This window comes from Bradyrhizobium sp. Ken51, assembly GCF_055807435.1.
Genome location: NZ_JBVVPB010000016.1, coordinates 168,284 through 191,403, shown reverse-complemented (window position 1 = coordinate 191,403; position 23,120 = coordinate 168,284). Strand labels below are relative to the sequence as shown.

Sequence of the window (23,120 nt, the reverse complement as noted above, 5' to 3'; positions counted from 1 at the left end):
CTGCCACAAGCCCCCCTCCTGTGCAAGCTTGCTAGCTCCGCCAAACCGATAAAATCGGGCCGGTATCGAGGCCAAAATGCCTGTTTTGGCTCGAAACGGCCGACTTTCCCCGGATTCGGTTCCGATATCCCCACCCAACTGGCCAGTTGCCGGATGCGCCGGATTCGATCCATTTCGATTTTCGCACGATCGGATCGCGCGGGCCTCTTGAGCTGCCTTATTCCTCGGGCATGTTATCGCCGATCGCTGTAATGGACCCCGATGGCAGACGAGAACGACAAGGGCGACCGACAGGAGTCGAGACAGGCGAGGGCGTCCCGCGACGACCGGCTCAAATCGGCGCTGCGCGAAAACCTGAAACGGCGAAAGATGCAGGCGCGCGAACGGGCCACAAGTGGCGGCCCCTCGCAGAACGAAGATGATTCCCTAAATGAGGGGACCGCCGGCGAGATGGCCGGCAAGACCGGCGACTAGAATTTTTTGGAGTGCATGACGTGGCAATGGGGCAGGACGAATCGCAACGACCCGACGGTGACGCGCAGATGTCGCGGTTCACCCGCCCTGAACAGACCTTTCCGACGCTGACATCGGCCGAGATCGAGCGGATGAGACATTTCGGCGAGGTCCGCAACTATGCCGATGGGGAATTCCTGTTCGAGACCGGCAAGCCGGGGCCCGGCATGTTCGTCGTGCTGAAGGGCCACGTCGCCATCACCCAGCGCGACGGCCTTGGCCATGTCACCCCATTGATCGACCAGGGGCCGGGGCAATTTTTGGCCGAGCTCAGCCAGCTCTCGGGACGGCCGGCGCTGGTCGACGGCCGCGCCGAAGGCGAAGTCGAGACGCTGCTGTTGCCGCCGGAGCGGCTGCGCGCGCTGCTGGTCGCCGAGGCCGAGCTCGGCGAGCGCATCATGCGCGCGCTGATCCTGCGCCGGGTCAATCTGCTCCAGGGCGGCGTCGGCGGCGTGGTGCTGATCGGCCCGTCGCATTCGGCAGGTGTGGTGCGGCTGCAGGGCTTCCTCACCCGCAACGGCCAGCCGCATCATCTGCTGGATCCCGCGCGCGATCGCGACGCAGCCGACGTCATCGCGCGTTATTCGCCCAAGCCGGACGACTGGCCGCTGGTCGTCACCCCCGATGGTGCGGTGCTGCGCAATCCCGGCGAAACCGAGCTTGCACGCGCGATCGGCATGATCGGCGGCCCGCGCAACGACCGTATCTACGACGTCGCGATCGTCGGCTCCGGGCCGGCCGGGCTCGCCACCGCCGTGTATGCCGCATCCGAAGGCCTCTCGGTCGCCGTGCTCGACACCCGCGCCTTCGGCGGCCAGGCCGGCGCCAGCGCGCGCATCGAAAACTATCTGGGCTTTCCGACCGGAATTTCCGGCCAGGCCCTGACCGCGCGCGCCTTCAACCAGGCGCAAAAGTTCGGCGCGGAAATCATGATCCCGGTCACGGTGAAGTCGCTCGACTGCACGCGCAAGGATGGCGCGTTTTCGGTGGCGCTTGACGGCTGCGACCCGCTGCATTCGCGCGCGGTGGTGGTCGCCAGCGGCGCGCGCTATCGCCGGCCCGAGATCGAGAACCTCGATAAATTCGAAGGCCGCGGCGTCTGGTATTGGGCCTCGCCGGTCGAGGCGAAGCTGTGCGCCGGCGAGGAGGTCGCGCTGGTCGGCGCCGGCAACTCCGCGGGGCAGGCCGCTGTTTTCCTCTCGGGGCACGCCAAGAAAGTGCTGATGATCATCCGCGGCGGCGGCCTCGGCGCCAGCATGTCGCGCTATCTCATCGAGCGCATCGAAGCCACGCCGAACATCGAACTGATGTTCAACACCGAGATCACGGCGCTCGAAGGCGACGAGGCCTCGCTGCTGCGGCGCATCCGCTGGAAGAGCCGGCTCTCGAGCGACGAGGATTTTGCCGACATCCGCAATCTCTTCCTGTTCGTTGGCGCGGATCCCGCCACCAACTGGCTCGACGGCTGCGGCGTGACGCTCGATCGCGGCGGCTTCGTCGTGACAGGCGCGCAGTCCGAGCAGAACCAGGGCCGGCTGGTGGCCCCGCTGGAGACGTCGGTGCCCGGCGTCTACGCCGTCGGCGATGTCCGCTCCGGCTCGGTAAAGCGCGTCGGCGGCGCCATCGGCGAAGGCGCGCAGGTCGTTGCCTCCCTGCACGGCTATCTCGGCGACGCTGCAAAACCGGCGCTTTAGTCAAGGACAAGACAAGTAAATGGCAAGTCGATTGAGGCTTGCCATCTTGCCGGGTGATGCGTGACTATCTCCTCATCCTGAGGAGCGCGCATTGCGCGCGTCTCGAAGGATGAAGGCCCGGATGCAACAGCCGGGCCTGCATCGTCCGCAGGGGCGCTCGCGCGCCTCCTCACCATGAGGATCGACAAAGAAAACGCTTAACGGGAGGACTAAATGGCTGAAATCGTCGTGCTGTATAAAACGCCCACGGATGCTGCGGCCTTCGACAAATATTATGCCGAGACCCACATTCCGCTCGCGAAGAAACTTCCAGGCCTGAAGAAGTACGCCATCAGCAAGGGGCCGGTCGGCTCCCCCGCCGGACCTTCCGGAATCCATCTCGTTGCCATTCTCACCTTCGACAGCACGGCCGACATCCAGGCGGCATTCGCTAGCCCGGAAGGTAAGGCGACCGGCGCTGACGTGCCGAAATTCGCCAGCGGCGGCGCCGACCTCTTGATCTTCGACACCAAGGAAGTGTGAGCCGCGATTCGACGTATGTCGTGTAGCCCGGATGGAGCGTAGCGTAATCCGGGGCCGCTGCATTTGCATGCGAGAATCCCGGATTACGCTATCGCTCCATCCGAGCTACGCACCACAAATTGCCGTCGTTTGTGACAGCGTTGCAAAAAATTCAGCCATGCGTTTTTCGATTCGCACGATGCCGCATGGCTGCGCACGCATGTGTGACACCAGCGCATGTGGCAATTCGATGAGGACCGTAATATCAATCCCGATCTCAATGCGGAGAGTAGGAGAGATGTCATGGTTCTTGGGTTGAGCTTGCCCGCCTTCACGCTGGTTCATGTCATCATCAGCCTGATCGGCATCGCGGCCGGCCTCGTCGTGATGTTCGGCCTGCTCGGCTCGAAGTCGATGCCGGGCCTCACCGCGATTTTCCTGCTGTTCACGATCCTCACCAGCGCCACCGGCTTCCTGTTTCCGTTCAAGGAGCTGCTGCCGTCGCATATCATCGGCATCATCTCGCTGGTCCTGCTCGCGATCGCCTGCCTCGCGCTCTACGGCATGAAGCTCGCTGGTGTCTGGCGCCCGATCTACATCGTGACCGCGATGATCTCGCTGTATTTCAACGTCTTCGTGCTGGTGATCCAGTCGTTCCTGAAGGTGCCGGCGCTCGCCGCGCTCGCACCCGCCGTGGCGCCGGCGCCGCCCGGAGGCCCCGTGTTCGCCGTAGTGCAGGGCCTCGTGCTGGTGTTCTTCGTGGTGCTCACCATCGGCGCCTGGCGCCGCTTCAAGCCGATGGCGTTCGCCTGATCATTCAAGGAGCCTGACAATGCCTATCATCACCACCAAGGACGGCGTCGAGATCTTCTACAAGGACTGGGGCTCGGGCCAGCCGATCGTGTTCAGCCATGGCTGGCCGCTATCGGCTGACGACTGGGACGCGCAGATGATGTTCTTCGTCACCCATGGCTATCGCGTCATCGCGCATGATCGCCGCGGCCATGGCCGTTCGTCGCAGGTCGCCGACGGCCACGACATGGATCATTATGCCGATGATCTCGCGGCCGTGACCGCCCATCTCGACCTCAAGAATGCGATCCATGTCGGCCACTCCACCGGCGGCGGCGAAGTGGTGCATTACATCGCGCGCCATGGCGAGAGCCGGGTGGCGAAGGCCGCGATCCTCTCCGCAGTGCCGCCGCTGATGCTGCAGACCGCGGCCAATCCCGGCGGCCTGCCCAAGAGCGTGTTCGATGATTTCCAGGTGCAGCTCGCTGCCGGCCGCGCCAGCTTCTACCGCGACATCGCGGCCGGCCCCTTCTATGGCTACAATCGTCCCGGCGCAAAGCCGTCGGAAGCGGTGATCCAGAACTGGTGGCGCCAGGGCATGATGGGCGGCGCGAAGGCGCATTACGACGGCATCGTCGCGTTCTCGCAAACCGACTTCACTGAGGATTTGAAGAAGATCAGTGTGCCGGTGCTGGTGATGCACGGCGACGACGACCAGATCGTGCCTTACGCCGATTCCGCGCCACTGTCGGCCAAGCTGCTCAAGAACGGCACGCTGAAGACCTACAAGGGTTTTCCGCACGGCATGCCGACGACGCACGCCGAGACCATCAACGCGGACCTGCTGGCGTTTTTCAAGGAGTGAGCGGCATCACGCCAATATCGCCCTGATCGCGTCGAAGGTGCGCTTGACGAAAACTTCTGGCTTCTCCCGCGCCCCTCCGCCGATCCAGCTCTCGCCGCCGACGCGCATCGCGCCGGTGGCGATCATGGCGACGAGCCGCGCCTTCAACTGCTCCGATTTGTTTCTGGCGCGCTGGGCGAGCCCTTCGGCCAGCGCCCGCTCGAGCTTCTCGTATTTGAGCTGATCGCGCGCCCGAAGCGCGGGATTGTCGCGCTTGAGCCGCGACATTGCCGCAGCCTCAGCCGGATCGATCCGCTTGAGCGCCGCCGCGATCGCGTTCTCCGCCGCGGTCAGCATGGTTTCGCCCGCCGGCCGCGCCACGACCTCCGCGACCAGCGCGGCGGCGGCGCCTTCCTGCCAGGCCGCGACCACGTCCTCTTTCGAGGCGAAGTAATGGAAGAAGCTGCGTCGCGACACGTCCGCCGCGGCCGCGATGTCGTCGATGGTCGTGGCCTCGAAGCCGCGCTCCAGGAATAGTGCCATCGCCCCGCGGGTCAACCGCTCGCGGGTCTCTTGCAATTTGCGCTGGCGCAGGCCGGGACCATCGGCGGACTTTGCTCCTGCCGGCAATGGCTTGGTGCGCCTGTTGATTGATTTCCCGGCGACCTTGGAAAGCTTCAAATCATTTCACCACTTGCAAAGTTGCACCCAGTGCACATTTAGAACCGTCGCGGGGCTTTTCCCAGCCCCGACGGAGCTATGGCATGACCGACTGGACCACGGCAGACATCCCCTCCCTCAGCGGCAAGACTGCCGTCGTGACCGGAGCGACCGGCGGCCTCGGCTACGAGACAGCCATGGCGCTGGCAGGCGCCGGGGCCATCGTCATACTCACAGGGCGCAACGACGCAAAGGGTCTGCGCGGGATCGAGGGCATTTGCGAGCGCTTTCCGAATGCGCTGATCGCCTACGAGCATCTCGACCTCGCCAGCCTCGCCTCCGTCGCCGATTTTACCAGGCGCTTTGCCGCCGGCAACGAGCAGCTCGACCTGCTCGTCAACAATGCCGGCGTGATGGCGCTGCCGAAGCGGCAGCAGACGGCGGACGGTTTCGAGATGCAGCTCGGCACCAATTATCTCGGTCATTACGCCTTGACGGCGCAGCTGTTGCCGCAGCTTCGCCGGGCGAAGGCGGCTCGAGTCGTCAACGTCTCGAGCCTTGCGCACCGCTCCGGGGCGATCAATTTCGACGATTTGCAGGCTAGGCATTCCTATCGTCCGTGGCGGGCCTATTGTCAGTCCAAGCTGGCGATGCTGATGTTTTCGCTGGAATTGCAGCGCCGCAGTCTCGCCGCAGGCTGGGGTCTGACCAGCCTTGCCGCACATCCCGGCTACGCGCGGACCGACCTTATTGCGAACGGGCCGGGTGCGAACACGTTCCAGTCGCGTGTGAGCCGGTGGCTGCAGCCTTTCATCAGCCAGTCTGCCGCGGAAGGCGCGCTGCCGATCTTGTTGGCGGCGACCTCGCCGGCGGCGCAGCCCGGCGGCTATTACGGTCCGAACGGGTTCTACGAATTGAAAGGGCCGCCGCGGTCGGCGAAGATCATGCCGCAGGCAAAGGATTTAGCCTCGGCAGCCATGCTGTGGGATGTCTCGGCGACTTTGACCGGTATATCCTTCGACGAGATCGCGGCCGCCGCATGAGCCGCGAGCCTGTCGGGGAGCTCCCGATGCGGATCATCATCTTCGGCGCGACCGGCATGGTCGGGCAGGGCGTCTTGCGTGAATGCCTGGTCGATGCCGGCATCGGCCGCGTGGTTGCGATCGGCCGCAGCCCGACCGGCGTCCGCCACGCCAAGCTCACGGAGATCACGCACGGCGATTTCACGGACTACTCGGCCATCGAAGCGCAGCTCACCGGCTTCGACGCCTGCTTCTTCTGCCTTGGCGTCTCCTCGATCGGCATGAGCGAGGAGCGCTACCGTCACCTCACCTATGACCTCACGCTCGCAGCGGCGACCGCGCTGGCACGGCTCAATCCACAGATGACATTCGTCTATGTCACAGGTGCCGGCACCGATTCCACCGAGCAGGGTTCGCGGATGTGGGCGCGGATCAAGGGCAAGACCGAGAACGATCTGCTCAAGTTGCCGTTCAAGGCGGCCTACATGTTCCGGCCTGGAGCGATCCAGCCGCTCCATGGTGCCCGCTCCAAGACCGCGTGGGTGCAGGCCGTGTATGCAGCAACCCGGCCACTGTGGCCGGTGCTGCGCCGGCTCTCGCCGCGGCTCGTCACCTCGACCGAGCAGATCGGCCGCGCCATGATCCATGTCGTCCGCGCCGGCTATCCCAAGAAGGTGCTGGAGATGGAGGATATCAATAGCCTCTAGTCCAGTGGGGCATTAGTTCTAAGGAAATTTCCCCGCCCGCGCGCGTTGAGCCCTGTCCGCCCGAAGGAGAAGCGCCGTCGATGTCTCCCCAACTCAAACTGATCGCACTCGACGCCGACGACCTCTCCGTGATCTCGGCTCACGTCCAGGACGCCCGCGTGCAGCCCTCTGACATCATCTGGCGACAAAGCGAAAAGCGGCTGGTGGTCGGCATGAGCCGGTTGGACTGGGAGCAGACGCTGGACGGCCAGGCCGAGCCGCGCAGGCTGGTGGCCGCCCTCCGTTTCGACCGCGTGCTCGCGTGCAAGTCGCGCGACATCGACCTCGACGCGCCGGACACTGTCCTGGACCTCGTCGGCATCGAATTCCACGGCCAGGACGCCCCCGGCGGGAGCGCGCTGCTCCTGTTTGCCCAAGGCGGCGCCATCCGCCTCGACGTCGAATGCCTGGAATGTGAGCTGACGGATCTGGGGGCGGATCAGCTGGGGACGGGATTGGAGGCTGAAGGGGAGGGGTGAGGTGGCATGCCAAGGCCTCGCATTCCGCCTTCGCCAGGACGACGGCGGAGGGGAACGGCCCGGCCCAAGGGTTGACGCAGCTTCCCCGCCGCGCCATTGAGCAGGGGGCCTGGTGAGCCAAGCCGCGCCCCCAAAAACCAGTTAGAAGCCAAGATGCCCGTTCGTCTCGACCGCAGCAGCGCCGATTTTGACCAGCGATTCGGGGCCTTCCTCGCCGCCAAGCGCGAGGCCTCGGCCGACGTCGAGGCGGCCGCGCGTGTCATCGTCGACGACGTGGCGAAGCGGGGCGATGCCGCCCTGCTCGAGGCCACGGCAAAGTTCGACCGGTTGACGCTGGATGCCTCCGGCCTGCGCGTCACCGCCGCCGAGATCGAGGCCGCGGTGAAAGCCTGCGATGCCGCGACGCTGGATGCGCTCAAGCTCGCGCGCGATCGCATCGAGACCTATCACAGCCGCCAACTGCCGAAGGACGAACGCTTCACCGATTCGCTCGGCGTCGAGCTCGGCTGGCGCTACACCGCGATCGAATCCGCCGGCCTCTACGTGCCCGGCGGCACCGCGGCCTATCCGTCCTCCGTGCTGATGAATGCGGTGCCGGCAAAGGTCGCCGGCGTGACGCGTCTCGTCATGGTGGTGCCCTCGCCCGACGGCAAGCTCAACCCGCTGGTGCTGGCGGCGGCAAAGCTTGGCGGTGTCACCGAGATCTATCGCGTCGGCGGTGCGCAGGCGGTTGCCGCGCTCGCACATGGCACCGCGACGATCGCGCCGGTCGCCAAGATCGTGGGACCCGGTAACGCGTATGTCGCCGCGGCAAAGCGGCTGGTGTTCGGCAAGGTCGGCATCGACATGATCGCCGGTCCTTCGGAGGTGCTTGTCATCGCCGATGACACCGGCAATGCCGACTGGATTGCCGCCGACCTGCTGGCTCAGGCCGAGCACGATGCCAGTGCGCAGTCGATCCTGATCACCGATTCCGCGCGCCTTGCCGCCGATGTCGAAAAGGCCGTCGAGGCGCAGTTGAAGACGCTGCCGCGCGCTGCGATCGCAACCGCCTCGTGGGCCGATTTCGGCGCCATCATCATGGTGAAGAACCTCAACGACGCCATTCCGCTCGCGGATGCGATTGCCGCCGAGCATCTCGAGATCATGACGCAAGATCCCGACGCGCTGGCCGCAAGGATCCGCAACGCCGGCGCCGTGTTCCTCGGGCCGCACACGCCGGAGGCGATCGGCGACTATGTCGGCGGATCCAATCACGTGCTGCCGACGGCGCGCTCGGCACGATTCTCTTCGGGCCTCTCGGTGCACGATTTCCTCAAGCGCACCTCGATCCTGAAATGCGGCCCGGACCAGCTGCGTGCGCTGGGTCCGGCCGCGATGATTCTCGGCAAGGCGGAGGGGCTAGATGCCCATTCGCGCTCGATTGGATTGCGCCTCAATTTGTCATGACCCAGCCGCCCGATCAGGACGACTCGCAGAATCGCATCGTCGGCGTCACGCTCGACGAGGACTCGATCGGCCGTTCCGGGCCCGACATCGAGCATGAGCGCGCGATCGCGATCTACGATTTGATCGAGCAGAATCTGTTCGCGCCGGAGGGCGCCGACGGGAAGGGGCCGTTCACGCTGCATATCGGCATCACCGGCAGCCGCCTGATGTTCGACATCCGCCGCGAGGACGGCACGCCGGTGGTCGCGCATCTGTTGTCCCTGACGCCGTTCCGGCGGATCGTGAAGGACTATTTCATGATCTGCGACAGTTACTACCAGGCGATCCGCACGGCGACGCCGGACAAGATCGAGGCCATCGACATGGGCCGCCGCGGCATCCATGACGAGGGCTCGCGCACGCTGCAGGAGCGGCTGAAAGGCAAGGTGCGGGTCGATTTCGAGACCTCGCGCCGGCTGTTCACGCTCATTACTGTCCTGCATTGGAAGGGTTAAACGCGGATGGCTGCGCCCCCACGCGCACGCGATCCGCAATCGGTGCTGTTCGCCTGCGCGATGAACAGCGTGCGCTCGCCGATGGCCGAGAGCCTGCTGCGGCACATGTTTCCGCAAGGCCTCTACGTGAAGTCGGCCGGCGCCAGGCGCGGCGAGCTCGATCCGTTCGCGGTGTCTGTGATGGCCGAACTCGGCCAGGACATCTCCACCCACAAGCCGCAGACCTTCGAAGAGCTGGAGGATTGGGAAGGGCTGAATTTCGACCTGATCATCACGCTCTCGCCGGAGGCGCATCACAAAGCGCTGGAGCTCACCCGCACGCTCGCCGCCGACGTCGAGTATTGGCCGACGCTTGATCCCACCACCATGGAAGGCAGCCGCGATCAGAAGTTAGCGGCTTACCGCGACATCTGCGACCAGCTCCTGCTGCGCATCCGCCGACGATTTTCGAAGGTGGGCGCGGCGAACGGGTAGCATTCGGCGCCCGTAACACCCGCGTCACAGACTGCGGGCACACGCATCCTGTACCCGTCGAATCAGTAAAGTCCGGGTTCCCGGGTTGTGAAATCAGCCCCCGTCCGATAGGTTCCGCGCGCAATTCACCCCCTGCTTCATTCCCCAAATCACCTGATGCTCGGCCGCCCCAAATTCGTTCTCGCCTCCGGTTCGCCGCGGCGCCTGTCGCTGCTCAACCAGGCCGGCATCGAGCCGGACGCGCTCCGGCCCGCCGACGTCGACGAGACGCCGAAGCGGGGCGAGCTGCCGCGCGCCTGCGCCAACCGGCTCGCGCGGGCCAAGGCGGATGCGGCGCTCAAATCGGTGCAGCTCGACGACGAGCTGCGCGGCGCCTTCATCCTTTCCGCCGACACGGTGGTGGCGGTCGGCCGCCGCATTCTGCCCAAGGCCAACCTCGTCGACGAGGCCGCGCAGTGCCTGCGGCTGCTGTCGGGCCGTAACCACCGCGTCTACACCGCGATCACTCTGGTGACGCCGCGGGAGGCCTTCCGCCAGCGCCTGGTCGAGACCCGCGTCCGCTTCAAGCGCCTCTCGGAGGACGACATCCAAGCCTATATCGGCTCCGGCGAATGGCGCGGCAAAGCCGGCGGCTACGCCGTGCAGGGCATCGCCGGGTCGTTCGTGGTCAAGATGGTGGGGTCCTACACCAACGTGGTCGGCCTGCCGCTCTATGAGACCACGACGCTGCTCGGCGGCGAAGGTTTCCCGATCCGCTTCGGCTGGCTCAACGCCACCGCCGTGTGAGCCGAAAAGCCGCTCCTGCAAAAATCGCGAAAACAACCCCATGCACAGTAGAACCGCTCCGCGTGGCCTGGCCGGGACACCTGCGCTTCCGCCGGAGGAACCCCTTTGGCGACAGGCTCTTGAACTCTCTCACCTCGTGTAAGCTGAGCACCTCATGGACAACCAGGTGAAAAAGCCCGCAAGCCCCCTCAAAACCTGCCCGATCTGCGGCAAGCCGCAGTCCGAGGCCACCCGCCCGTTCTGCTCCCCGCGCTGCCGCGACGTCGATCTGAACCGCTGGCTGAAAGGCTCCTACGTCATCCCCGGCCGGGATGACGAGGCAGATGGAGAGGAATAATTGCGGTTTATCAATTTGTTAATTGAAGAAATTGCCCGACTTGCGCTCCCGCGGCAGTTTTGTTCACAGCCGGGCCGCGCCCAGCGAAGCCACTTGGCGAAGCCGGGTGGACAGGCAGCCTTCAGCCCACTATAAACCGCCCGCTCGATGGGCTTTGGCCCCTCTTTGGAGCACGCCCAGGTAGCTCAGTTGGTAGAGCATGCGACTGAAAATCGCAGTGTCGGTGGTTCGATTCCGCCCCTGGGCACCAAATCCACGATTTTGTGCGCTGGGGCACGATTCGTACGGCTACGTTCACCAGATGATCGGCGCGAAGGTCCCCGCAGATCTATCTCCCTAGCGCTCGCTAAGTGTACGTACGATCAAGTCCAGCCCGCCGCGCTCTGGGGCCCCGCTGCATCGACCCGACATCGAGGCGCCTAGAAAGACGACCGGGCCGATTGCTCGATCAAGCCGGATCGTTGCACCATCTGCTCAACTACGGTGAGCCAGATCTCGTAGTAGTCCCAGGTTGGGTCGGTCTTGTCGTGGGTGGCCTCCCAAGCGGCGATGCTTGATATCATTTCCGAGCGGAAATCCTCCCATTCGAACAAGCCTTGTTTGGAGAGAGCAAGCGCCAGGCCGAATGCCTGACGCTCCCAGGGCGCGCCGAAGCAAAGGCTTCCGTTATCCTTGGGTGGCATGTCGGTCTTCCCCAACATGCTTCCCAGGGCGAAATGCTCGAAGTTTGTTTGCATCGCTTCAGGTGCTCGGCGGCTTGACGATCGCGACGCCCATCATCGACTCAGGTGTGACAAGAGCTGTCAACTGCTCTTCGCTGAAGGTGTCGGTGCCCGCCGGTCGTTCCGGGACAACGAACCAGCGGATCTGGGCGCTGCTGTCCCAGGTCCTGATTTCCTTTTCCGGCCCAATGTTCAGTCCAAATTCGCTCAGCACTTTGCGGGGCTCGCGTGCAGCTCGCGCGCGGAACGAAGGATCCTTGTACCAATAGGGCGGCAGGCCCAGAATCGGCCAAGGATAGCAGGAACAGAGGGTGCAGATGATGAGATTGTGCACCTCCGGCGTGTTGATCGCCGCTCGCATATGCTCGCCTTCGGCGCCGGCTCCCCCGGTCACAAACTTCATCTGTTCGACAGCAGCCATGGTGTCTTCGGCCAGAACCTTCTTGAATGCCGGATCGACCCACGCTTTCGCAACAAGCTTGGCGCCATTGAACGGGCCCATTTCAGTCGCGAAGATTGCCATGATCTTGTCGACAGTCTCGCGCGTGATGACTCCCTTCTCGATAAGCAGAGCCTCCAGCGCGCGGACGCGCGCCGCGTTCACCGTTTCTCGATCCGTGGAATACTCGAAACGTTGCATCATGTGGCTCCTCAGGATGCGATGGCCGGTTCGAGATAGGCCTCGAACAGGTCTGCGTAAAAGGTAAAATTCTGCTCGGTATTTCCTGGCCACAGAGTTTCGGGATCGAATTTGACGCAGTAGACGGGCATTGCTTTGCCGATCCCGTCCGGCCCGATCTCGCAAAGATAGGTGTAAGCGTCAGGATACACGCTATCGATAATGCCCGCCTTGTTCCGAAGATGCCCTGGCAAGCGAGTGTGATCGACCGATTTCGGATCGGCGACGCAAACCGCCTCGCCGGGCGCGAAGCGTGGTTGGGTCGAGCGCTCCCGTTTCGGATCGTCGCCGATCAGCAGATATTTCCGCACGCGAGCGTCCACAGCGGCGTCTCCGCCTTTCGGCATGACTGGGGCTGACGTCAAGAAGGTTTCGGTTCGCGCGTCGAGTTCCGTCTGAGTGATGTAACCCTTCGCGACCAAATACGCAGAGATTCCGCCCAGCCACTTCTCATAGTAGCGGAATTTGAAGTAATCGAACGGATTCATCGACTCTGCGCCCTTGCGCAGGTCGGCCCAGGTCCATTCGGTGTTGAATGTACTCGGTGTTGCTTCGAGATCGAGTTGCGAACTCAGTGCCATCATCGCCGTGTGGATGCCGAAGATCCTCTCCTCCCAAGCTTCCACGAACACCCGCGTTTCAAGCGAGATCGGATCGAGACCTTCGAGGCCTCCTAGATAGTGTTGCAACTTCATTGTTACAGCGCCCCTCTTCTGGCTTTGATCACGTGACCAGGCTGGTATCCGACGAGGTCAGATCCGAAATTTCATTTCGAATTCGCGTTGCGTCGAGCCCTCTTCCGATGAAGACGATCGCGCTGGCGCGGTGCTCATTCGAGGCCCAGGCCCTGCCTGGTCGACCTTCGAGCGTCATATGGACTCCATGGAAAACCCAACGCCGGGCCTCGCCCGCCAGCGACAGGACACCCTTGCAGCGTAGAAGGGTCTCACCATTCTCCAGGACGAACACATTGAGCCACCGGAAGAATCGAGGCCCGTCGAGGGCGCGTTCTGCGCGTACTTCGACGCTGACCACTGAGGGATCATGCTCGTGCTCGAGCTCAGAGAGCAGCAGCGGTTCAATGGACAAGCAGTTTTTCAGATCGAAGGCCTTGACGTCGACGATTGAGGCGACGTCTATCCGACTGTCGATCGCTCCGACCATCGGAGCCATGGGATTTATGGTCCGAATAGTCGCCTCGCATCTGGCGCGTGCGTCTTGGTCGACAAGATCCAGCTTGCTTATCACCAGGACGTCGGCGAAGGCGATCTGCTCGGCCGCGACGTTTTCGCCGGAGCCCTGATCGGCGAGCCACCGGTCTATATTGATGGCGTCGACCACGGTCACGACTGCATCGAGCGCCGTGACCTCAGAAAGCACCTCGTCGACAATAAAGCTTTGAATAATGGGGGCTGGATCGGCCAACCCTGTGGTCTCGATGAGGATGCGGCGGATGGGCCTTGTTCCTGAGAGAAGATTGGTGATCGTCGAAACAAGATCCGAGCGGACCGTACAGCAGATGCAGCCGTTGTTGATCTGGAGAATCTCCTCGTCAACGCCGACGACCAGCTCGGCGTCGATGCTGATGGCTCCGAACTCATTCACGATGACCGCTGACTCGGCCATCAAGTCGCTTTCGAGCAATTGATTCAGCAGCGTCGTCTTGCCGGATCCGAGGAAGCCCGTGAGGATAGTGACCGGAATTTTTTGTGATGTTGCCATTGTTGCCGCCAGATTGTTCCACGCCTGTCGCATGTCTGATGCAGTGGGATGCGCCGCTCGAGTGGCGCATCCCAACGAAGACCTGCGACGGCGAAACTCGGCGCCGCAGGTATGCGATCGCGCTATTGCCCGCGGATATCGCGACCACGGGTTTCCGGCAGAAAGAGTGCTCCGATGATCGCGGTCAAACCGGCAAACGCGATCGTGTACCAAAGCCCGCCGAAGATGTCGCCGCTCGCGATGACGACTGTCGTTGCGACGAATGGAGCAAAACCGCCGATCCAGCCGTTACCGAGCTGCAGTGCGACGGACACGCCGCTGTAGCGGATATGGACAGGAAAGAGCTCGACCAGAAGAGCGCCAAGCGGCCCGTAAACCATGGTCGCCAGGAAGACCAAAGCGAACAAGATGGCGATCACCATCGGACCGTTGGGTTGAGCCGGCGCCTTCGCCGATGGGAGGCCTCGTTCGGTCAGCTCCTTTAGAAGCTTGGCTCCATCGAAGGCGGTCGCCGGATCGTCGTTGATCTGGACGCTAAGGGAAGCAGTATCGGCCTTCACGACGTATGGAACGGCATTCGCAGTCAGGAATGCCTTCGCGCGCGTACATTCCTTCGTCGCTTGCGGGCGGAATAGCTGGCCAATCCATGACTGATCCTCGCTGCAATCGTCGCCGTGCACGACCACCGAAGTCTTGGCGCGGAATTCTGCAAGCGCAGGATTGCCGTAAGTCGCCAGACTCTGGAATAACGGCATGATCAGCAGGGCTGATAGCGCGCATCCCGTGACGACGATCCACTTGCGCCCCACCTTGTCGGAGAGCCAGCCGAAGAACAGGAAGAACGGTGTGCCGAGAATGAGCGCGACCAGAAGGTAGAAATTGGCCTGATCCTGGCTCATCTTCAGTGCGGTGGTCATGAAATAGAGGCTGTAGAAATGCCCCGTGTACCAAATCACCGCCTGCCCCGCTACGACTCCAAAGATGGCCACGAGCACCAAACGCAGATTGCGCCTGTCACCAAATGTGTCAGCGATAGGATTTTTCGAGCCTTTGCCCTCGGCCTTCATCTGCTGGAACACCGGCGACTCGTGCAGCTTCAGCCGAATGTACAAAGAGAGGATCAGAAGCGCGATCGATCCGATGAATGGAATTCGCCAGCCCCAGCTCGAGAAGCTCTCCGCCGACATCGAAGAACGGCAAAGAATGATCACTGCCAGCGAGAGAAACAGCCCAAGCGTCGCCGTGATCTGGATCCAGCTTGTCGTGAAGCCTCGCTTGTCCGGATCGGAGTGCTCGGCAACGTAGGTCACCGCACCCCCGAATTCGCCGCCAACGGCGAGCCCTTGCAGCAGGCGCAATCCGACCAAGATGGTCGGCGCCCACCAGCCGAAAGTCTCGAATGAGGGCAGCAGGCCGACCGCCGCGGTAGCGAGGCCCATCACCAGCATGGTTACGAGGAATGTCTTTTTGCGGCCTACGAGATCGCCGAGGCGTCCGAACACGATGGCGCCGAGTGGGCGTAGAACGAAGCCCGCGCCGAAGGTCGCCAATGCTGCGAGCAATGCCGCGGTGTCATTTCCCTTCGGAAAAAACAGCGTGCTGAAAAACGCTGCCAACGAGCCGTAGACAAAAAAATCGTACCACTCGAAAACGGTGCCCAGGGCGGCCGCGAAGACAATGCGCTTGGTATCGCGATCGAGGCCGTTGGACGCGAGGATGGTTTCTGATTCGATAGCTTGAATGGACATTCGATCCTCCAGCATCAAACGGCTTGGTGTGTGTAAGACGACGCGTCTTCGGTCGGGCGTGGCGGCACGTCCTGCTGCGCTAGAAATTCGTTCAGCAAGCGATTGAAAGTATCTGGTTGCTCAAGCATCGGGAAATGGCCCGCCGATGGTATGATGTGAAGGCGACTATTCGGAATGCCGTCCGCCAAGGTTTGCGATTCTCTCGGTGGGGTGATGACGTCCTCCTCGCCGACGAGGACCAGCGTTGGCACGCAGATCTCGCCAAGCTTCGCGCGGCTATCCGAGGCGTTGAGCGAGGCAATCGCCTGGCGCGCGACAAAGGCCGGCGTCCGCGTGACCTCGTTCCTGGCAAAGTCGATGAGCTCGGTGCTCGCGGCGGAGCCGAAGGATCGTTCGATCACCTTCTGGCTCGCCGTCGCCGCACCCAGTTCGTCAATGGCTTTGCGTACGTTGTCGACATTGACATCTGCGCCCAATCCATGAGGCGTGGCTCCCACCAGCACCAACGCCCGCACGTACTTCGGGTGGGCAAGCGTGAGGCTCTGGGCCACAGTTCCGCCCATCGAAAGGCCGACGAGAATGGCCGACTCGATGGACAATGCGCGGTACACTCCGAGCACGTCCTCGACAAAGGCGGCGATCGTATATTTTCGATCTACGGGGCGTGGTGAGCGACCGTGACCGGGCAGGTTGATGCGAATCATCTGGTAACCGGTCGAGAACGGCTCGACCTGCTCACGCCAGAATTCCGCTGTTGTCGTAAAGCCGTGCACGAACACCATCGGCATTCCTGCTCCGGACACCTGCACGACGGTATCGCCGACTGCGATGGTTCTTGTGGTCGTCATTTCGCTCCCTCCCGAGGTCGATTCCATCACAGTAAGATCGCAAGCGCCGTGCCATGTCCGCGCCCCGCTGCACGGGGGCAGCTAATGAATTGTTCTCGTTGCCAAAACGCGTGCGGCGGGGAGCGGCCCTTACGGTTTGACGCTTTCCGAACGTGACGCTAGTGTCGCGTTTGCGAGACAGTATGTCGCGCAACCGTAACGTTTGCTGATCTGAGGTTTCCGTAAATGGTTCTGTCCCAGTGGATCGCCGGGTCGTCCGAGGAAGCGAGCTTCCTGAAGCTTGTCCTCGATCATGTCTCGGACTGCTTGGTCGCGGTTGATACGTCAGGCACAATCGTATTGATCAACCAGCCGTATTGCAGATTGCTAGAAGGCCAGGCGGACGACTTCATTGGGCGACATATTACCGATGTCGTTGGTCCACAAACCAAGCTCCATCTCGTGGCGCGCGGCGAAGGCAGCCATATCGGTTATCCCCTGAAAGTGCGTGGACACCAACTCATTACGCGACAGGTCCCAGTGCTTCAGGATGGCCGCATTATTGGCGCGGTCGGTCTGGCCCTGTTCTCGAATCTCGGTGCTTTGAAGAGGACGTTTCGCCGGGTCGCGCAAGCCGAACTGGCACTGCCGCAGGCGAACAAGCAATGGCGCTCCCGCTTCAGCATGCGCGACATCGTTGGCGAAGGCGGGCTCATGGACGCGTACCGGCACTCGCTCGAGGTCGTCGCCGGCCACGACCTTCCCGTGTTGATCTCGGGAGAGACCGGTTCCGGCAAGGAGCTGGCCGCCCACGCGATTCACACGAATTCGAGCCGATCCGAGGGCCCCTTTGTCTGGATTAATTGTGCTTCAATCCCGGGCGAACTGATTGAAGCTGAATTGTTTGGTTATGAAGGGGGCGCGTTCACGGGCGCCCGAAGCCGGGGAAAGCCGGGGAAGTTCGAGCTTGCCTCCGGGGGCACCCTGTTGTTGGACGAAATCGGAGATATGCCGCTGCATCTGCAGGGCAGTTTGCTGCGGGTGCTTCAGACGAATGAGATGGTGCGGGTAGGCGGCACAACTCCGGTTGGGGTCAATGTCCGAATTGTTTGCGCAACCAATCAATCACTTCCGGAACTGGCCCAGGTCGGCCGCTTTCGGCAGGATCTCTATTACCGCCTGAGCGTGTTGCCGATCAACGTGCCGTCGCTCCGTGACCGGGACGATATGGAATTTCTCGCCCGACAATTGCTCACCCGGATTGGAGAGCGGTTGGGCAGCGAGACCAGGGATCTATCGCGAAAACAGTTAGCGTCCCTAGGCGCGCATGGGTGGCCTGGAAATGTGCGGGAGCTGGAAAACGTGCTCACTCGCTTCATCGTGACCGGTCAATTGCCGGTGCTCACCGCACATGCTCTGCCAAAGCCGGAAGCGGAGAATGTGTCCGGATTGTTGAAGGAACGCATCCGGTCCCAAACCGCAGCGGAAATTCGGGCCGCGTTGGAGAGATCCGGCGGTAACAAGCGCCAAGCAGCAGGGCTGCTCGGCATCAGTCGCGGGCATTTGTATCGGCTTATGAAAGAGCAAGCCTCTGATCCAAATCAAGCGCGGGATTAACTCGGTAGCGGATTTGGCGATGGAGCGAATCTCTGCCACCGCGCCGGGGGACTCACACCGCCATATTGAGGGCAAACAGCAATTTGTCCTGTCGAGGGTGCGTATGATTCCCTCCTGGGCACCATTTTCGCCCTCCACGGGCAACACTTCCCCAGCGCCAAGCCTTGAGCGCCAAGCCTTGACCAGCGGGCTCGCGCAGCACTCCGTTCCGGAACCAGATCGCGCCGCCCATAGCTGGCACTCTGCTTGCTCAGCCAGGACCAAAGTCTGGCCTTGGTAGCGAGGCCGTTTCAGGTTGAGGCAAGTGATGCAGGAAGTGTCCCGTTCTGGTGCTGCTGGCGAACTCCGGCTCGATGCGTTGGTCGCCGATTTGTGGTGGCGCGTTCGGCTCATGAACACAGACATTCTCGAGGAAGAGGCGAGAGCAGGGGTGTTTGACGTGCTGCAGCCGACATACCCGCTGCTTGCGCTTAATCTTCGCGCGCGACGTGACAATTTGGTCTCGACGATCGGCCTGCTCGAGCAGCGTGCGCGATCAACGTCGGAAGCTGCCTGAGGGTTCGTTCACACCGGAAACGTCAGCGACGTCAGCTTCGGCGCGCGAATACAAGCTGTCGGACGTCGATCTTTTCGGCCCTGAAACCTGCCTCGCAGTAGCAGAGGTAATATTCCCACAGCCGCCGGAACGGCTCGTCGAACCCGAGTGAGGTCAGGTCCGTCCAGGCATGGCCGAAACTCGCTCGCCAGACCGCGATCGTCTTGGCGTAGTCCTGTCCAAAGACCCGCTCGCGGATCAGAGGCATCTGCACGCGTTCGCCGAGCGAGCGCAGGACATTCGGCGAAGGCAGCATCCCGCCCGGAAAAATGTATCTCTGGATGAAGTCCACGCGGCGCCGGTAGCTGTCAAAGAGCTCGTCTCGGACGGTGATCGCCTGGATGCCGGCAAGACCGCCCGGCTTGAGCCGTTGATGCAGTTGATTGAAGTATGTCGGCCAGAACGGCTCGCCGACAGCCTCAATCATCTCGATCGAGGCAATGCGGTCGAACTGCCCGTCCTGATCGCGATAATCCTGCAACCGGACCTCGACGTTCTCGCTGAGCCCGGCTTCGTGGATGCGCCGGCTGGCGAATGCGTGCTGCTCCTTGCTGATGGTGAGCGCCAAGACCTTGGCGCCGCAAGCTTTGGCGGCATATTCGGCAAAGCCGCCCCAGCCGCAGCCGATCTCGAGCAGGGTATGGCCGGGCCGCAGTTCGATCGCTTTCGCCAGTTGTTCGTATTTGTGCCGTTGAGCAGCGAGCAGGTCGGTCGCCTCGGGCGAGAACAATGCCGACGAGTACGTCATGCTCGGATCGAGCCAGGCCGCAAAGAACGCGTTGCCGAGATCGTAATGGGCGTGGATATTCAGCCGCGATCCCAGCCGCGTGTTTCGGCGCAGCCGATGCAGCGCGCGCCGGCAAAGCCGGACCAATGCATTGCCGGCGAAGGCGCTATCGACCAGGTCGTCGTTGAGACAGAACACGTAAAGCAGCTGGGAGAGATCCGGTGTGCTCCAATCGCCTCGAACGTAAGCCTCGGCCATGCCGATATCGCCGCCCAGGACCAGGCTTCGCGCGAAGGCGTAACTGTTGAGCTCGATGGTCGCGGACGGACCCGGATGCGTTCCCCGCAACACCACCGTTCTGCCGTCGGGAAGGCGAACATCCACGGTGCCGAGCTTGAGCCGCGAGGCAAGCCGCAGCGCGAGCCGCGCGAGCAAGGGAACGTCATCGAAGCGAGCAGTCTGGTGAGTGGCTGCGAGGTCCATGGCTTCACATTCAGCGTTGGTTCGGACGGGGAACGTAAGGAACATTTTTCAGCCAAAGCCGGATCGCTTCCCAATGGATGGCCGCGACGACCTTGAAGGTGAGAAGTGGCAGCGTGACGAGCGTCGCCAACAGTGAGCGGCTGGTCAGCGGGCGACGTTGCCCGAAGAATGCGGCCGTAAATATAGCACCGTGCTCATCGGTCTGCACGATTCTGACCCTCACTTGCTGATCGGGCGGGGCAATGCTGAAACGATACTTCGTTTGCATCTCCATGAATGGCGAGACGTAGAACTCCTTCGTATGGCATTGTCGTATGGCACCGCCGCCAGCAGCGTCCTCGACCGGAAGGACGTAGGAATGGATTTCGCCAAAAGTGTTGCGGACTTCGTAGATCAGCAGCGCAAGATTGCCGCAGCTGCCATAGCAGAAGTAGATCGAAAGCGGATTGAACACGTAGCCGAAGAGCCGCGGATAGCACAAAAGGAGGATCCGCCCTCCCGACAGATCGATATCGCGTTGCTCGGCCAGGCGTCGCACATGGCTGCTCAAGGATGCGCCGCTACGCTTGCCGTGATCGGATTCGTGAAAGCTGAAGACTGCCGCGCGATTGACGCCGAACAGGCGAGACTGGCGATCCGCTTCATCAAGCCGGTCGAGGTCGATGAGCAGGTTCATCACCCGGTAAGTGAACCTGTGGTGCACGGGCCGCATGCGTGCGTGCATCACCCTGCCCAGATAGAGCGCGGCTGCAGATGACGTCGCTGTTCGTTCTGGAGCGCCCGGTTGCAACATCTTCTACTCGGCAGCCTGGGCCAGCAACGCGCCGGACTGTCGCCACGGCATCGAACTGCCAAGTGCCTCGGCGACGGCGATGCCGGAGCGCAGGCCATCCTCGTGGAATCCGTAGCCGGTCCACGCGCCGCAAAACCAGGTGCGGCGGCGTCCCTGGATTTGCGGGAGGTTCCTCTGCGCGGCAAACGCGCCCGCGTCATATTGTGGATGCGCGAATGTGAACTTGCCGAAAGTGAGATGAGGCGCCGGCTCAAAAGGGGGATTGAGGCTGACGAATAGCGGCTTGCTGTCGTCGATGCCCTGCAGCCGGTTCATCCAGTAGGTCACCGCGACATCGTTCTGGGCAGGCGTTTCGCGTCGCCATCGCAAGAAGTTCCAGGATGCCCATGCATTGCGGCGTTTCGGCATGAGGTTGAGGTCGCGGTGCAGATAGGCCGTGTTTGGAGCGTAGCGGATCGCGCCGAGAATGGATCTCTCGCGTGGGTCGGCATCCGACAACATCGCCAGGGCCTGATCGCTGTGACAGGCCATCACGACAGCGTCGTAGGAGTCCTGATTGCCGTGACTGTCGCCGATCGTCACCCCGTGCTCGGTGCGATGGATCGACGTCACAGCGCAGCCGAGCCGGATGCTGGACTTGAACCTGGCCGTGAGCTTCTCGACATAGCGCCGGCTGCCTCCCTGGACGGTCCGCCAGAGCGGCCGATCCAGATGCAGCAGCCGGTGATTGTCGAAAAACGCGATGAAGTTTTCCGCGGGAAAGGCGAGGATCTCGGCTGAGGGCGACGACCAGATGGCGGCTCCCATCGGTCCCAGATAATCGCTGAACAGGCGCGGGCTGAACGCTCCCTGGCGCAGATATTCGCCGAGTGTCAGGTTCTGGAGCCGGCCAGCCCGCAAGTCGGAGACGCTTTCCTTGTTGAAGCGTCGGACCTCGGCCAGCATGCGAAAATACGACGGGGAGAAGAGGTTGCGCGGCTGGGCAAACAGGCCGGAGGCGACCTGCAGGAAGGTCTCGCCGCCACCCCGCCATTCAAATCGGCCATGGTCGGCCGACATCGCGAAGCTCATGCATGTCTCCTCGGTCTTCACACCCAGGTGCGCGAACAGAGACGTCAATTCCGGGTAGTTCGGCTCGTTGAACACGATGAAGCCGATGTCGACGTCGATCTCTTCGCCATCGTAGTCAACCCGTACTGTATGACTGTGTCCACCCGGCCGCAATTCGCGCTCGTAGACGGTCACGGCATGACGTTCGGACAGGAGCCATGCGGCGGCATTGCCGGCAATTCCCGTCCCGATCACCGCCAAACGCATGCTTTGTCGCCCCCCAATACCACCAGCGACGGCCGGAACATCCGGTTTCGGGCCAATGTCGTTCGTCGCCGGCTCAGGACAGCTCTCATAGCTGACCCGTCCACACACGCCTGAGGAAACGTTCCAGCGGACAGCGTGGATCACCCGTGAAACCGGGGCCTGGGGCGGACGTAAGGATCCGAGTTTGCGTATGGTGAGGCATGGATTTCCTGCAAATACTGATCGTCGCCGGCATCGCTCTCGCGCTTTCGCTGTTGATGGGGCTGGCCTGGATCGTTCAGCAGCGAACCGGCAATTCCGGGTGGGTCGATACGATCTGGACCTACTCCGTCGGCCTCGTTGGGGCGGTGGCGGCCCTTTTGCCGTTTGGCGAGGCGCTGCCGATGCGCCAGATGCTCGCGGGCGGGCTCGTGCTGCTTTGGTCGGTGAGGCTCGGGACGCATATCGCCCGGCGCGCCGCGGCGGGTATCGACGATCCGCGATATGCGAGCTATGCGCAGGAATGGGGCTCACAGGCGCCGCTTCGCATGTTCGCGTTCCTGCAGTCGCAGGCCTTCGCCTCGGTGCCGCTGCCATTCGCTGTCTTCCTGGCTGCACACGCGCCACGGGCTGCCCTGGGCGTTCAGGACTATGTTGGCGCCGCCATCATGCTTGCGGCCGTTGCAGGCGAGGCGATCGCCGACGAGCAATTGCGAGGCTTCAAACGCAACAAGGCAAATTCGGGCCTGGTCTGCGATGTCGGGCTTTGGCGCTGGTCGCGTCATCCGAATTACTTCTTCGAATGGCTCGGATGGCTGGCCTACCCGGTCATCGCACTGTCGCCGGGCTACGCATGGGGCTGGGCGAGCCTGATCGCGCCGGCTGGATACTCGTGCACGTGACCGGAATTCCCCCGCTCGAAGCTCAGATGCTTCGATCCCGCGGCCGCCGGTATCGAGACTATCAGGCACGCACCAGCGCTTTCTTTCCACGAGCGCCCAAGAAGGCGCCGGAATGATCGGAACTCCCGCGCCGCACGATCTGGTTCAAGGGCCTGACAAGGTTGCGCGGCAAGGCGGAACGAGGGCGCAACGTGATCCAGCGAAGGGCTCACGTCGTT

25 protein-coding genes, 1 tRNA gene and 1 pseudogene are annotated in these 23,120 nt (G+C 62.6%); 17 read left to right on the top strand and 10 right to left on the bottom strand.

All coding sequences use genetic code 11. The features are described from left to right. Window positions 1-261 precede the first annotated feature (261 nt). The 5 genes from AC0L27_RS25815 (at window position 262) to AC0L27_RS25795 (ending at window position 4,365) form a co-directional block, all read left to right on the top strand. Window positions 262-474: a hypothetical protein gene (locus AC0L27_RS25815; protein ID WP_354209558.1), complete on the top strand. Its 213-nt coding sequence runs from the start codon at window positions 262-264 to the stop codon at window positions 472-474. 26 nt (window positions 475-500) lie between these two features. Further along, window positions 501-2,207: an FAD-dependent oxidoreductase gene (locus tag AC0L27_RS25810; RefSeq protein ID WP_354062778.1), complete on the top strand. Its 1,707-nt coding sequence runs from the start codon at window positions 501-503 to the stop codon at window positions 2,205-2,207. Window positions 2,208-2,420: 213 nt separating this feature from the next. Beyond that, window positions 2,421-2,729, top strand: a complete 309-nt coding sequence (locus AC0L27_RS25805; RefSeq protein ID WP_007615494.1) for an EthD family reductase — start codon at window positions 2,421-2,423, stop codon at window positions 2,727-2,729. Window positions 2,730-3,011: 282 nt separating this feature from the next. Beyond that, entirely contained in the window at window positions 3,012-3,521 is a 510-nt protein-coding gene (locus AC0L27_RS25800; RefSeq protein ID WP_354209557.1) for a hypothetical protein, read from the top strand. A 19-nt stretch (window positions 3,522-3,540) separates the two neighbouring features. Then, window positions 3,541-4,365, top strand: coding sequence for an alpha/beta fold hydrolase (locus AC0L27_RS25795; protein WP_275173981.1), 825 nt, complete (start codon window positions 3,541-3,543; stop codon window positions 4,363-4,365). A gap of 6 nt (window positions 4,366-4,371) precedes the next feature. On the opposite strand, the gene AC0L27_RS25790 is transcribed toward AC0L27_RS25795, so the two are convergent. Further along, window positions 4,372-5,025: a TetR/AcrR family transcriptional regulator gene (locus tag AC0L27_RS25790; RefSeq protein WP_354209556.1), complete on the bottom strand. Its 654-nt coding sequence runs from the start codon at window positions 5,023-5,025 to the stop codon at window positions 4,372-4,374. An 83-nt stretch (window positions 5,026-5,108) separates the two neighbouring features. On the opposite strand from AC0L27_RS25790, the gene AC0L27_RS25785 reads away from it, so the two are divergent. The 9 genes from AC0L27_RS25785 (at window position 5,109) to AC0L27_RS25745 (ending at window position 11,041) form a co-directional block, all read left to right on the top strand. Continuing rightward, window positions 5,109-6,047 carry an SDR family oxidoreductase gene (locus tag AC0L27_RS25785; RefSeq protein ID WP_354209555.1) on the top strand — a complete coding sequence of 313 codons (939 nt, stop codon included), beginning with the start codon at window positions 5,109-5,111 and terminating at the stop codon, window positions 6,045-6,047. A 26-nt stretch (window positions 6,048-6,073) separates the two neighbouring features. After that, window positions 6,074-6,733, top strand: a complete 660-nt coding sequence (locus AC0L27_RS25780; RefSeq protein WP_354209554.1) for an NAD(P)H-binding protein — start codon at window positions 6,074-6,076, stop codon at window positions 6,731-6,733. Between the two features lie 80 nt (window positions 6,734-6,813). Then, window positions 6,814-7,251, top strand: a complete 438-nt coding sequence (locus AC0L27_RS25775; RefSeq protein ID WP_354209553.1) for a DUF2948 family protein — start codon at window positions 6,814-6,816, stop codon at window positions 7,249-7,251. 153 nt (window positions 7,252-7,404) lie between these two features. Beyond that, a complete protein-coding gene (gene hisD, locus AC0L27_RS25770; RefSeq protein WP_354209552.1) occupies window positions 7,405-8,700 on the top strand; it encodes a histidinol dehydrogenase in 1,296 nt (431 codons plus the stop codon). Beyond that, a complete protein-coding gene (locus tag AC0L27_RS25765; RefSeq protein ID WP_354209551.1) occupies window positions 8,697-9,194 on the top strand; it encodes a UPF0262 family protein in 498 nt (165 codons plus the stop codon). The genes hisD and AC0L27_RS25765 overlap by 4 nt, the downstream gene beginning before the upstream one ends. Window positions 9,195-9,200: 6 nt before the next feature. Continuing rightward, on the top strand, window positions 9,201-9,668 hold the full coding sequence (locus AC0L27_RS25760; protein WP_354209550.1) for an arsenate-mycothiol transferase ArsC: 468 nt from the start codon (window positions 9,201-9,203) through the stop codon (window positions 9,666-9,668). Between the two features lie 156 nt (window positions 9,669-9,824). Then, complete coding sequence (locus AC0L27_RS25755; RefSeq protein WP_007597557.1) at window positions 9,825-10,454, top strand: Maf-like protein; 630 nt, start codon at window positions 9,825-9,827, stop codon at window positions 10,452-10,454. A 154-nt stretch (window positions 10,455-10,608) separates the two neighbouring features. Beyond that, complete coding sequence (gene yacG, locus AC0L27_RS25750; RefSeq protein ID WP_354062795.1) at window positions 10,609-10,791, top strand: DNA gyrase inhibitor YacG; 183 nt, start codon at window positions 10,609-10,611, stop codon at window positions 10,789-10,791. A gap of 174 nt (window positions 10,792-10,965) precedes the next feature. Further along, window positions 10,966-11,041, top strand: a tRNA-Phe gene (locus AC0L27_RS25745). A 169-nt stretch (window positions 11,042-11,210) separates the two neighbouring features. Here the strand turns inward: AC0L27_RS25745 and AC0L27_RS25740 are convergent. The 6 genes from AC0L27_RS25740 to AC0L27_RS25715 all read right to left on the bottom strand — a co-directional run bounded on the left by AC0L27_RS25740 (window position 11,211) and on the right by AC0L27_RS25715 (window position 16,510). Next, entirely contained in the window at window positions 11,211-11,492 is a 282-nt protein-coding gene (locus AC0L27_RS25740) for a nitrile hydratase accessory protein (RefSeq protein WP_473320670.1), read from the bottom strand. A gap of 40 nt (window positions 11,493-11,532) precedes the next feature. After that, window positions 11,533-12,156: a nitrile hydratase subunit alpha gene (gene nthA / locus AC0L27_RS25735; RefSeq protein ID WP_354062864.1), complete on the bottom strand. Its 624-nt coding sequence runs from the start codon at window positions 12,154-12,156 to the stop codon at window positions 11,533-11,535. Between the two features lie 8 nt (window positions 12,157-12,164). Further along, entirely contained in the window at window positions 12,165-12,887 is a 723-nt protein-coding gene (gene nthB / locus AC0L27_RS25730) for a nitrile hydratase subunit beta (protein WP_354062866.1), read from the bottom strand. 28 nt (window positions 12,888-12,915) lie between these two features. After that, window positions 12,916-13,914, bottom strand: coding sequence for a CobW family GTP-binding protein (locus tag AC0L27_RS25725; protein WP_354101109.1), 999 nt, complete (start codon window positions 13,912-13,914; stop codon window positions 12,916-12,918). A 122-nt stretch (window positions 13,915-14,036) separates the two neighbouring features. Further along, a complete protein-coding gene (locus AC0L27_RS25720) occupies window positions 14,037-15,662 on the bottom strand; it encodes an MFS transporter (protein WP_354209625.1) in 1,626 nt (541 codons plus the stop codon). A gap of 14 nt (window positions 15,663-15,676) precedes the next feature. Beyond that, complete coding sequence (locus tag AC0L27_RS25715) at window positions 15,677-16,510, bottom strand: alpha/beta fold hydrolase (protein WP_354209548.1); 834 nt, start codon at window positions 16,508-16,510, stop codon at window positions 15,677-15,679. Between the two features lie 225 nt (window positions 16,511-16,735). On the opposite strand from AC0L27_RS25715, the gene AC0L27_RS25710 reads away from it, so the two are divergent. After that, entirely contained in the window at window positions 16,736-18,106 is a 1,371-nt protein-coding gene (locus AC0L27_RS25710) for a sigma-54 interaction domain-containing protein (protein ID WP_473320636.1), read from the top strand. Window positions 18,107-18,413: 307 nt separating this feature from the next. Further along, a complete protein-coding gene (locus AC0L27_RS25705; protein ID WP_354209546.1) occupies window positions 18,414-18,662 on the top strand; it encodes a hypothetical protein in 249 nt (82 codons plus the stop codon). Between the two features lie 31 nt (window positions 18,663-18,693). Here the strand turns inward: AC0L27_RS25705 and AC0L27_RS25700 are convergent, their stop codons facing one another. From AC0L27_RS25700 to AC0L27_RS25690, 3 genes are read right to left on the bottom strand one after another with little or no spacing between them, the layout of a single operon-like run. Next, window positions 18,694-19,911 carry an SAM-dependent methyltransferase gene (locus AC0L27_RS25700; RefSeq protein ID WP_275172361.1) on the bottom strand — a complete coding sequence of 406 codons (1,218 nt, stop codon included), beginning with the start codon at window positions 19,909-19,911 and terminating at the stop codon, window positions 18,694-18,696. A gap of 10 nt (window positions 19,912-19,921) precedes the next feature. Beyond that, complete coding sequence (locus AC0L27_RS25695; RefSeq protein WP_354209545.1) at window positions 19,922-20,704, bottom strand: DUF1365 domain-containing protein; 783 nt, start codon at window positions 20,702-20,704, stop codon at window positions 19,922-19,924. 3 nt (window positions 20,705-20,707) lie between these two features. Further along, window positions 20,708-22,021: an NAD(P)/FAD-dependent oxidoreductase gene (locus AC0L27_RS25690; RefSeq protein WP_354209544.1), complete on the bottom strand. Its 1,314-nt coding sequence runs from the start codon at window positions 22,019-22,021 to the stop codon at window positions 20,708-20,710. 200 nt (window positions 22,022-22,221) lie between these two features. On the opposite strand from AC0L27_RS25690, the pseudogene AC0L27_RS25685 reads away from it, so the two are divergent. Further along, window positions 22,222-23,018, top strand: a pseudogene (locus AC0L27_RS25685) (DUF1295 domain-containing protein). Window positions 23,019-23,120 lie beyond the last annotated feature (102 nt).

What these genes read in the sequence shown, in the direction of transcription:
- AC0L27_RS25725 (WP_354101109.1), bottom strand. Translation starts at nt 13,914, where the DNA reads ATGGCAACATCACAAAAAATTCCGGTCACTATCCTCACGGGCTTCCTC.
- AC0L27_RS25775 (WP_354209553.1), top strand. Translation starts at nt 6,814, where the DNA reads ATGTCTCCCCAACTCAAACTGATCGCACTCGACGCCGACGACCTCTCC.
- AC0L27_RS25715 (WP_354209548.1), bottom strand. Translation starts at nt 16,510, where the DNA reads ATGACGACCACAAGAACCATCGCAGTCGGCGATACCGTCGTGCAGGTG.
- nthA (WP_354062864.1), bottom strand. Translation starts at nt 12,156, where the DNA reads ATGATGCAACGTTTCGAGTATTCCACGGATCGAGAAACGGTGAACGCG.
- AC0L27_RS25690 (WP_354209544.1), bottom strand. Translation starts at nt 22,021, where the DNA reads ATGCGTTTGGCGGTGATCGGGACGGGAATTGCCGGCAATGCCGCCGCA.
- AC0L27_RS25760 (WP_354209550.1), top strand. Translation starts at nt 9,201, where the DNA reads ATGGCTGCGCCCCCACGCGCACGCGATCCGCAATCGGTGCTGTTCGCC.
- nthB (WP_354062866.1), bottom strand. Translation starts at nt 12,887, where the DNA reads ATGAAGTTGCAACACTATCTAGGAGGCCTCGAAGGTCTCGATCCGATC.
- AC0L27_RS25700 (WP_275172361.1), bottom strand. Translation starts at nt 19,911, where the DNA reads ATGGACCTCGCAGCCACTCACCAGACTGCTCGCTTCGATGACGTTCCC.
- AC0L27_RS25755 (WP_007597557.1), top strand. Translation starts at nt 9,825, where the DNA reads ATGCTCGGCCGCCCCAAATTCGTTCTCGCCTCCGGTTCGCCGCGGCGC.
- AC0L27_RS25765 (WP_354209551.1), top strand. Translation starts at nt 8,697, where the DNA reads ATGACCCAGCCGCCCGATCAGGACGACTCGCAGAATCGCATCGTCGGC.
- AC0L27_RS25695 (WP_354209545.1), bottom strand. Translation starts at nt 20,704, where the DNA reads ATGTTGCAACCGGGCGCTCCAGAACGAACAGCGACGTCATCTGCAGCC.
- AC0L27_RS25795 (WP_275173981.1), top strand. Translation starts at nt 3,541, where the DNA reads ATGCCTATCATCACCACCAAGGACGGCGTCGAGATCTTCTACAAGGAC.
- AC0L27_RS25780 (WP_354209554.1), top strand. Translation starts at nt 6,074, where the DNA reads ATGCGGATCATCATCTTCGGCGCGACCGGCATGGTCGGGCAGGGCGTC.
- hisD (WP_354209552.1), top strand. Translation starts at nt 7,405, where the DNA reads ATGCCCGTTCGTCTCGACCGCAGCAGCGCCGATTTTGACCAGCGATTC.
- AC0L27_RS25720 (WP_354209625.1), bottom strand. Translation starts at nt 15,662, where the DNA reads ATGTCCATTCAAGCTATCGAATCAGAAACCATCCTCGCGTCCAACGGC.
- AC0L27_RS25800 (WP_354209557.1), top strand. Translation starts at nt 3,012, where the DNA reads ATGGTTCTTGGGTTGAGCTTGCCCGCCTTCACGCTGGTTCATGTCATC.
- AC0L27_RS25810 (WP_354062778.1), top strand. Translation starts at nt 501, where the DNA reads ATGGGGCAGGACGAATCGCAACGACCCGACGGTGACGCGCAGATGTCG.
- AC0L27_RS25785 (WP_354209555.1), top strand. Translation starts at nt 5,109, where the DNA reads ATGACCGACTGGACCACGGCAGACATCCCCTCCCTCAGCGGCAAGACT.
- AC0L27_RS25705 (WP_354209546.1), top strand. Translation starts at nt 18,414, where the DNA reads ATGCAGGAAGTGTCCCGTTCTGGTGCTGCTGGCGAACTCCGGCTCGAT.
- yacG (WP_354062795.1), top strand. Translation starts at nt 10,609, where the DNA reads ATGGACAACCAGGTGAAAAAGCCCGCAAGCCCCCTCAAAACCTGCCCG.
- AC0L27_RS25710 (WP_473320636.1), top strand. Translation starts at nt 16,736, where the DNA reads ATGGTTCTGTCCCAGTGGATCGCCGGGTCGTCCGAGGAAGCGAGCTTC.
- AC0L27_RS25815 (WP_354209558.1), top strand. Translation starts at nt 262, where the DNA reads ATGGCAGACGAGAACGACAAGGGCGACCGACAGGAGTCGAGACAGGCG.
- AC0L27_RS25805 (WP_007615494.1), top strand. Translation starts at nt 2,421, where the DNA reads ATGGCTGAAATCGTCGTGCTGTATAAAACGCCCACGGATGCTGCGGCC.
- AC0L27_RS25740 (WP_473320670.1), bottom strand. Translation starts at nt 11,492, where the DNA reads ATGTTGGGGAAGACCGACATGCCACCCAAGGATAACGGAAGCCTTTGC.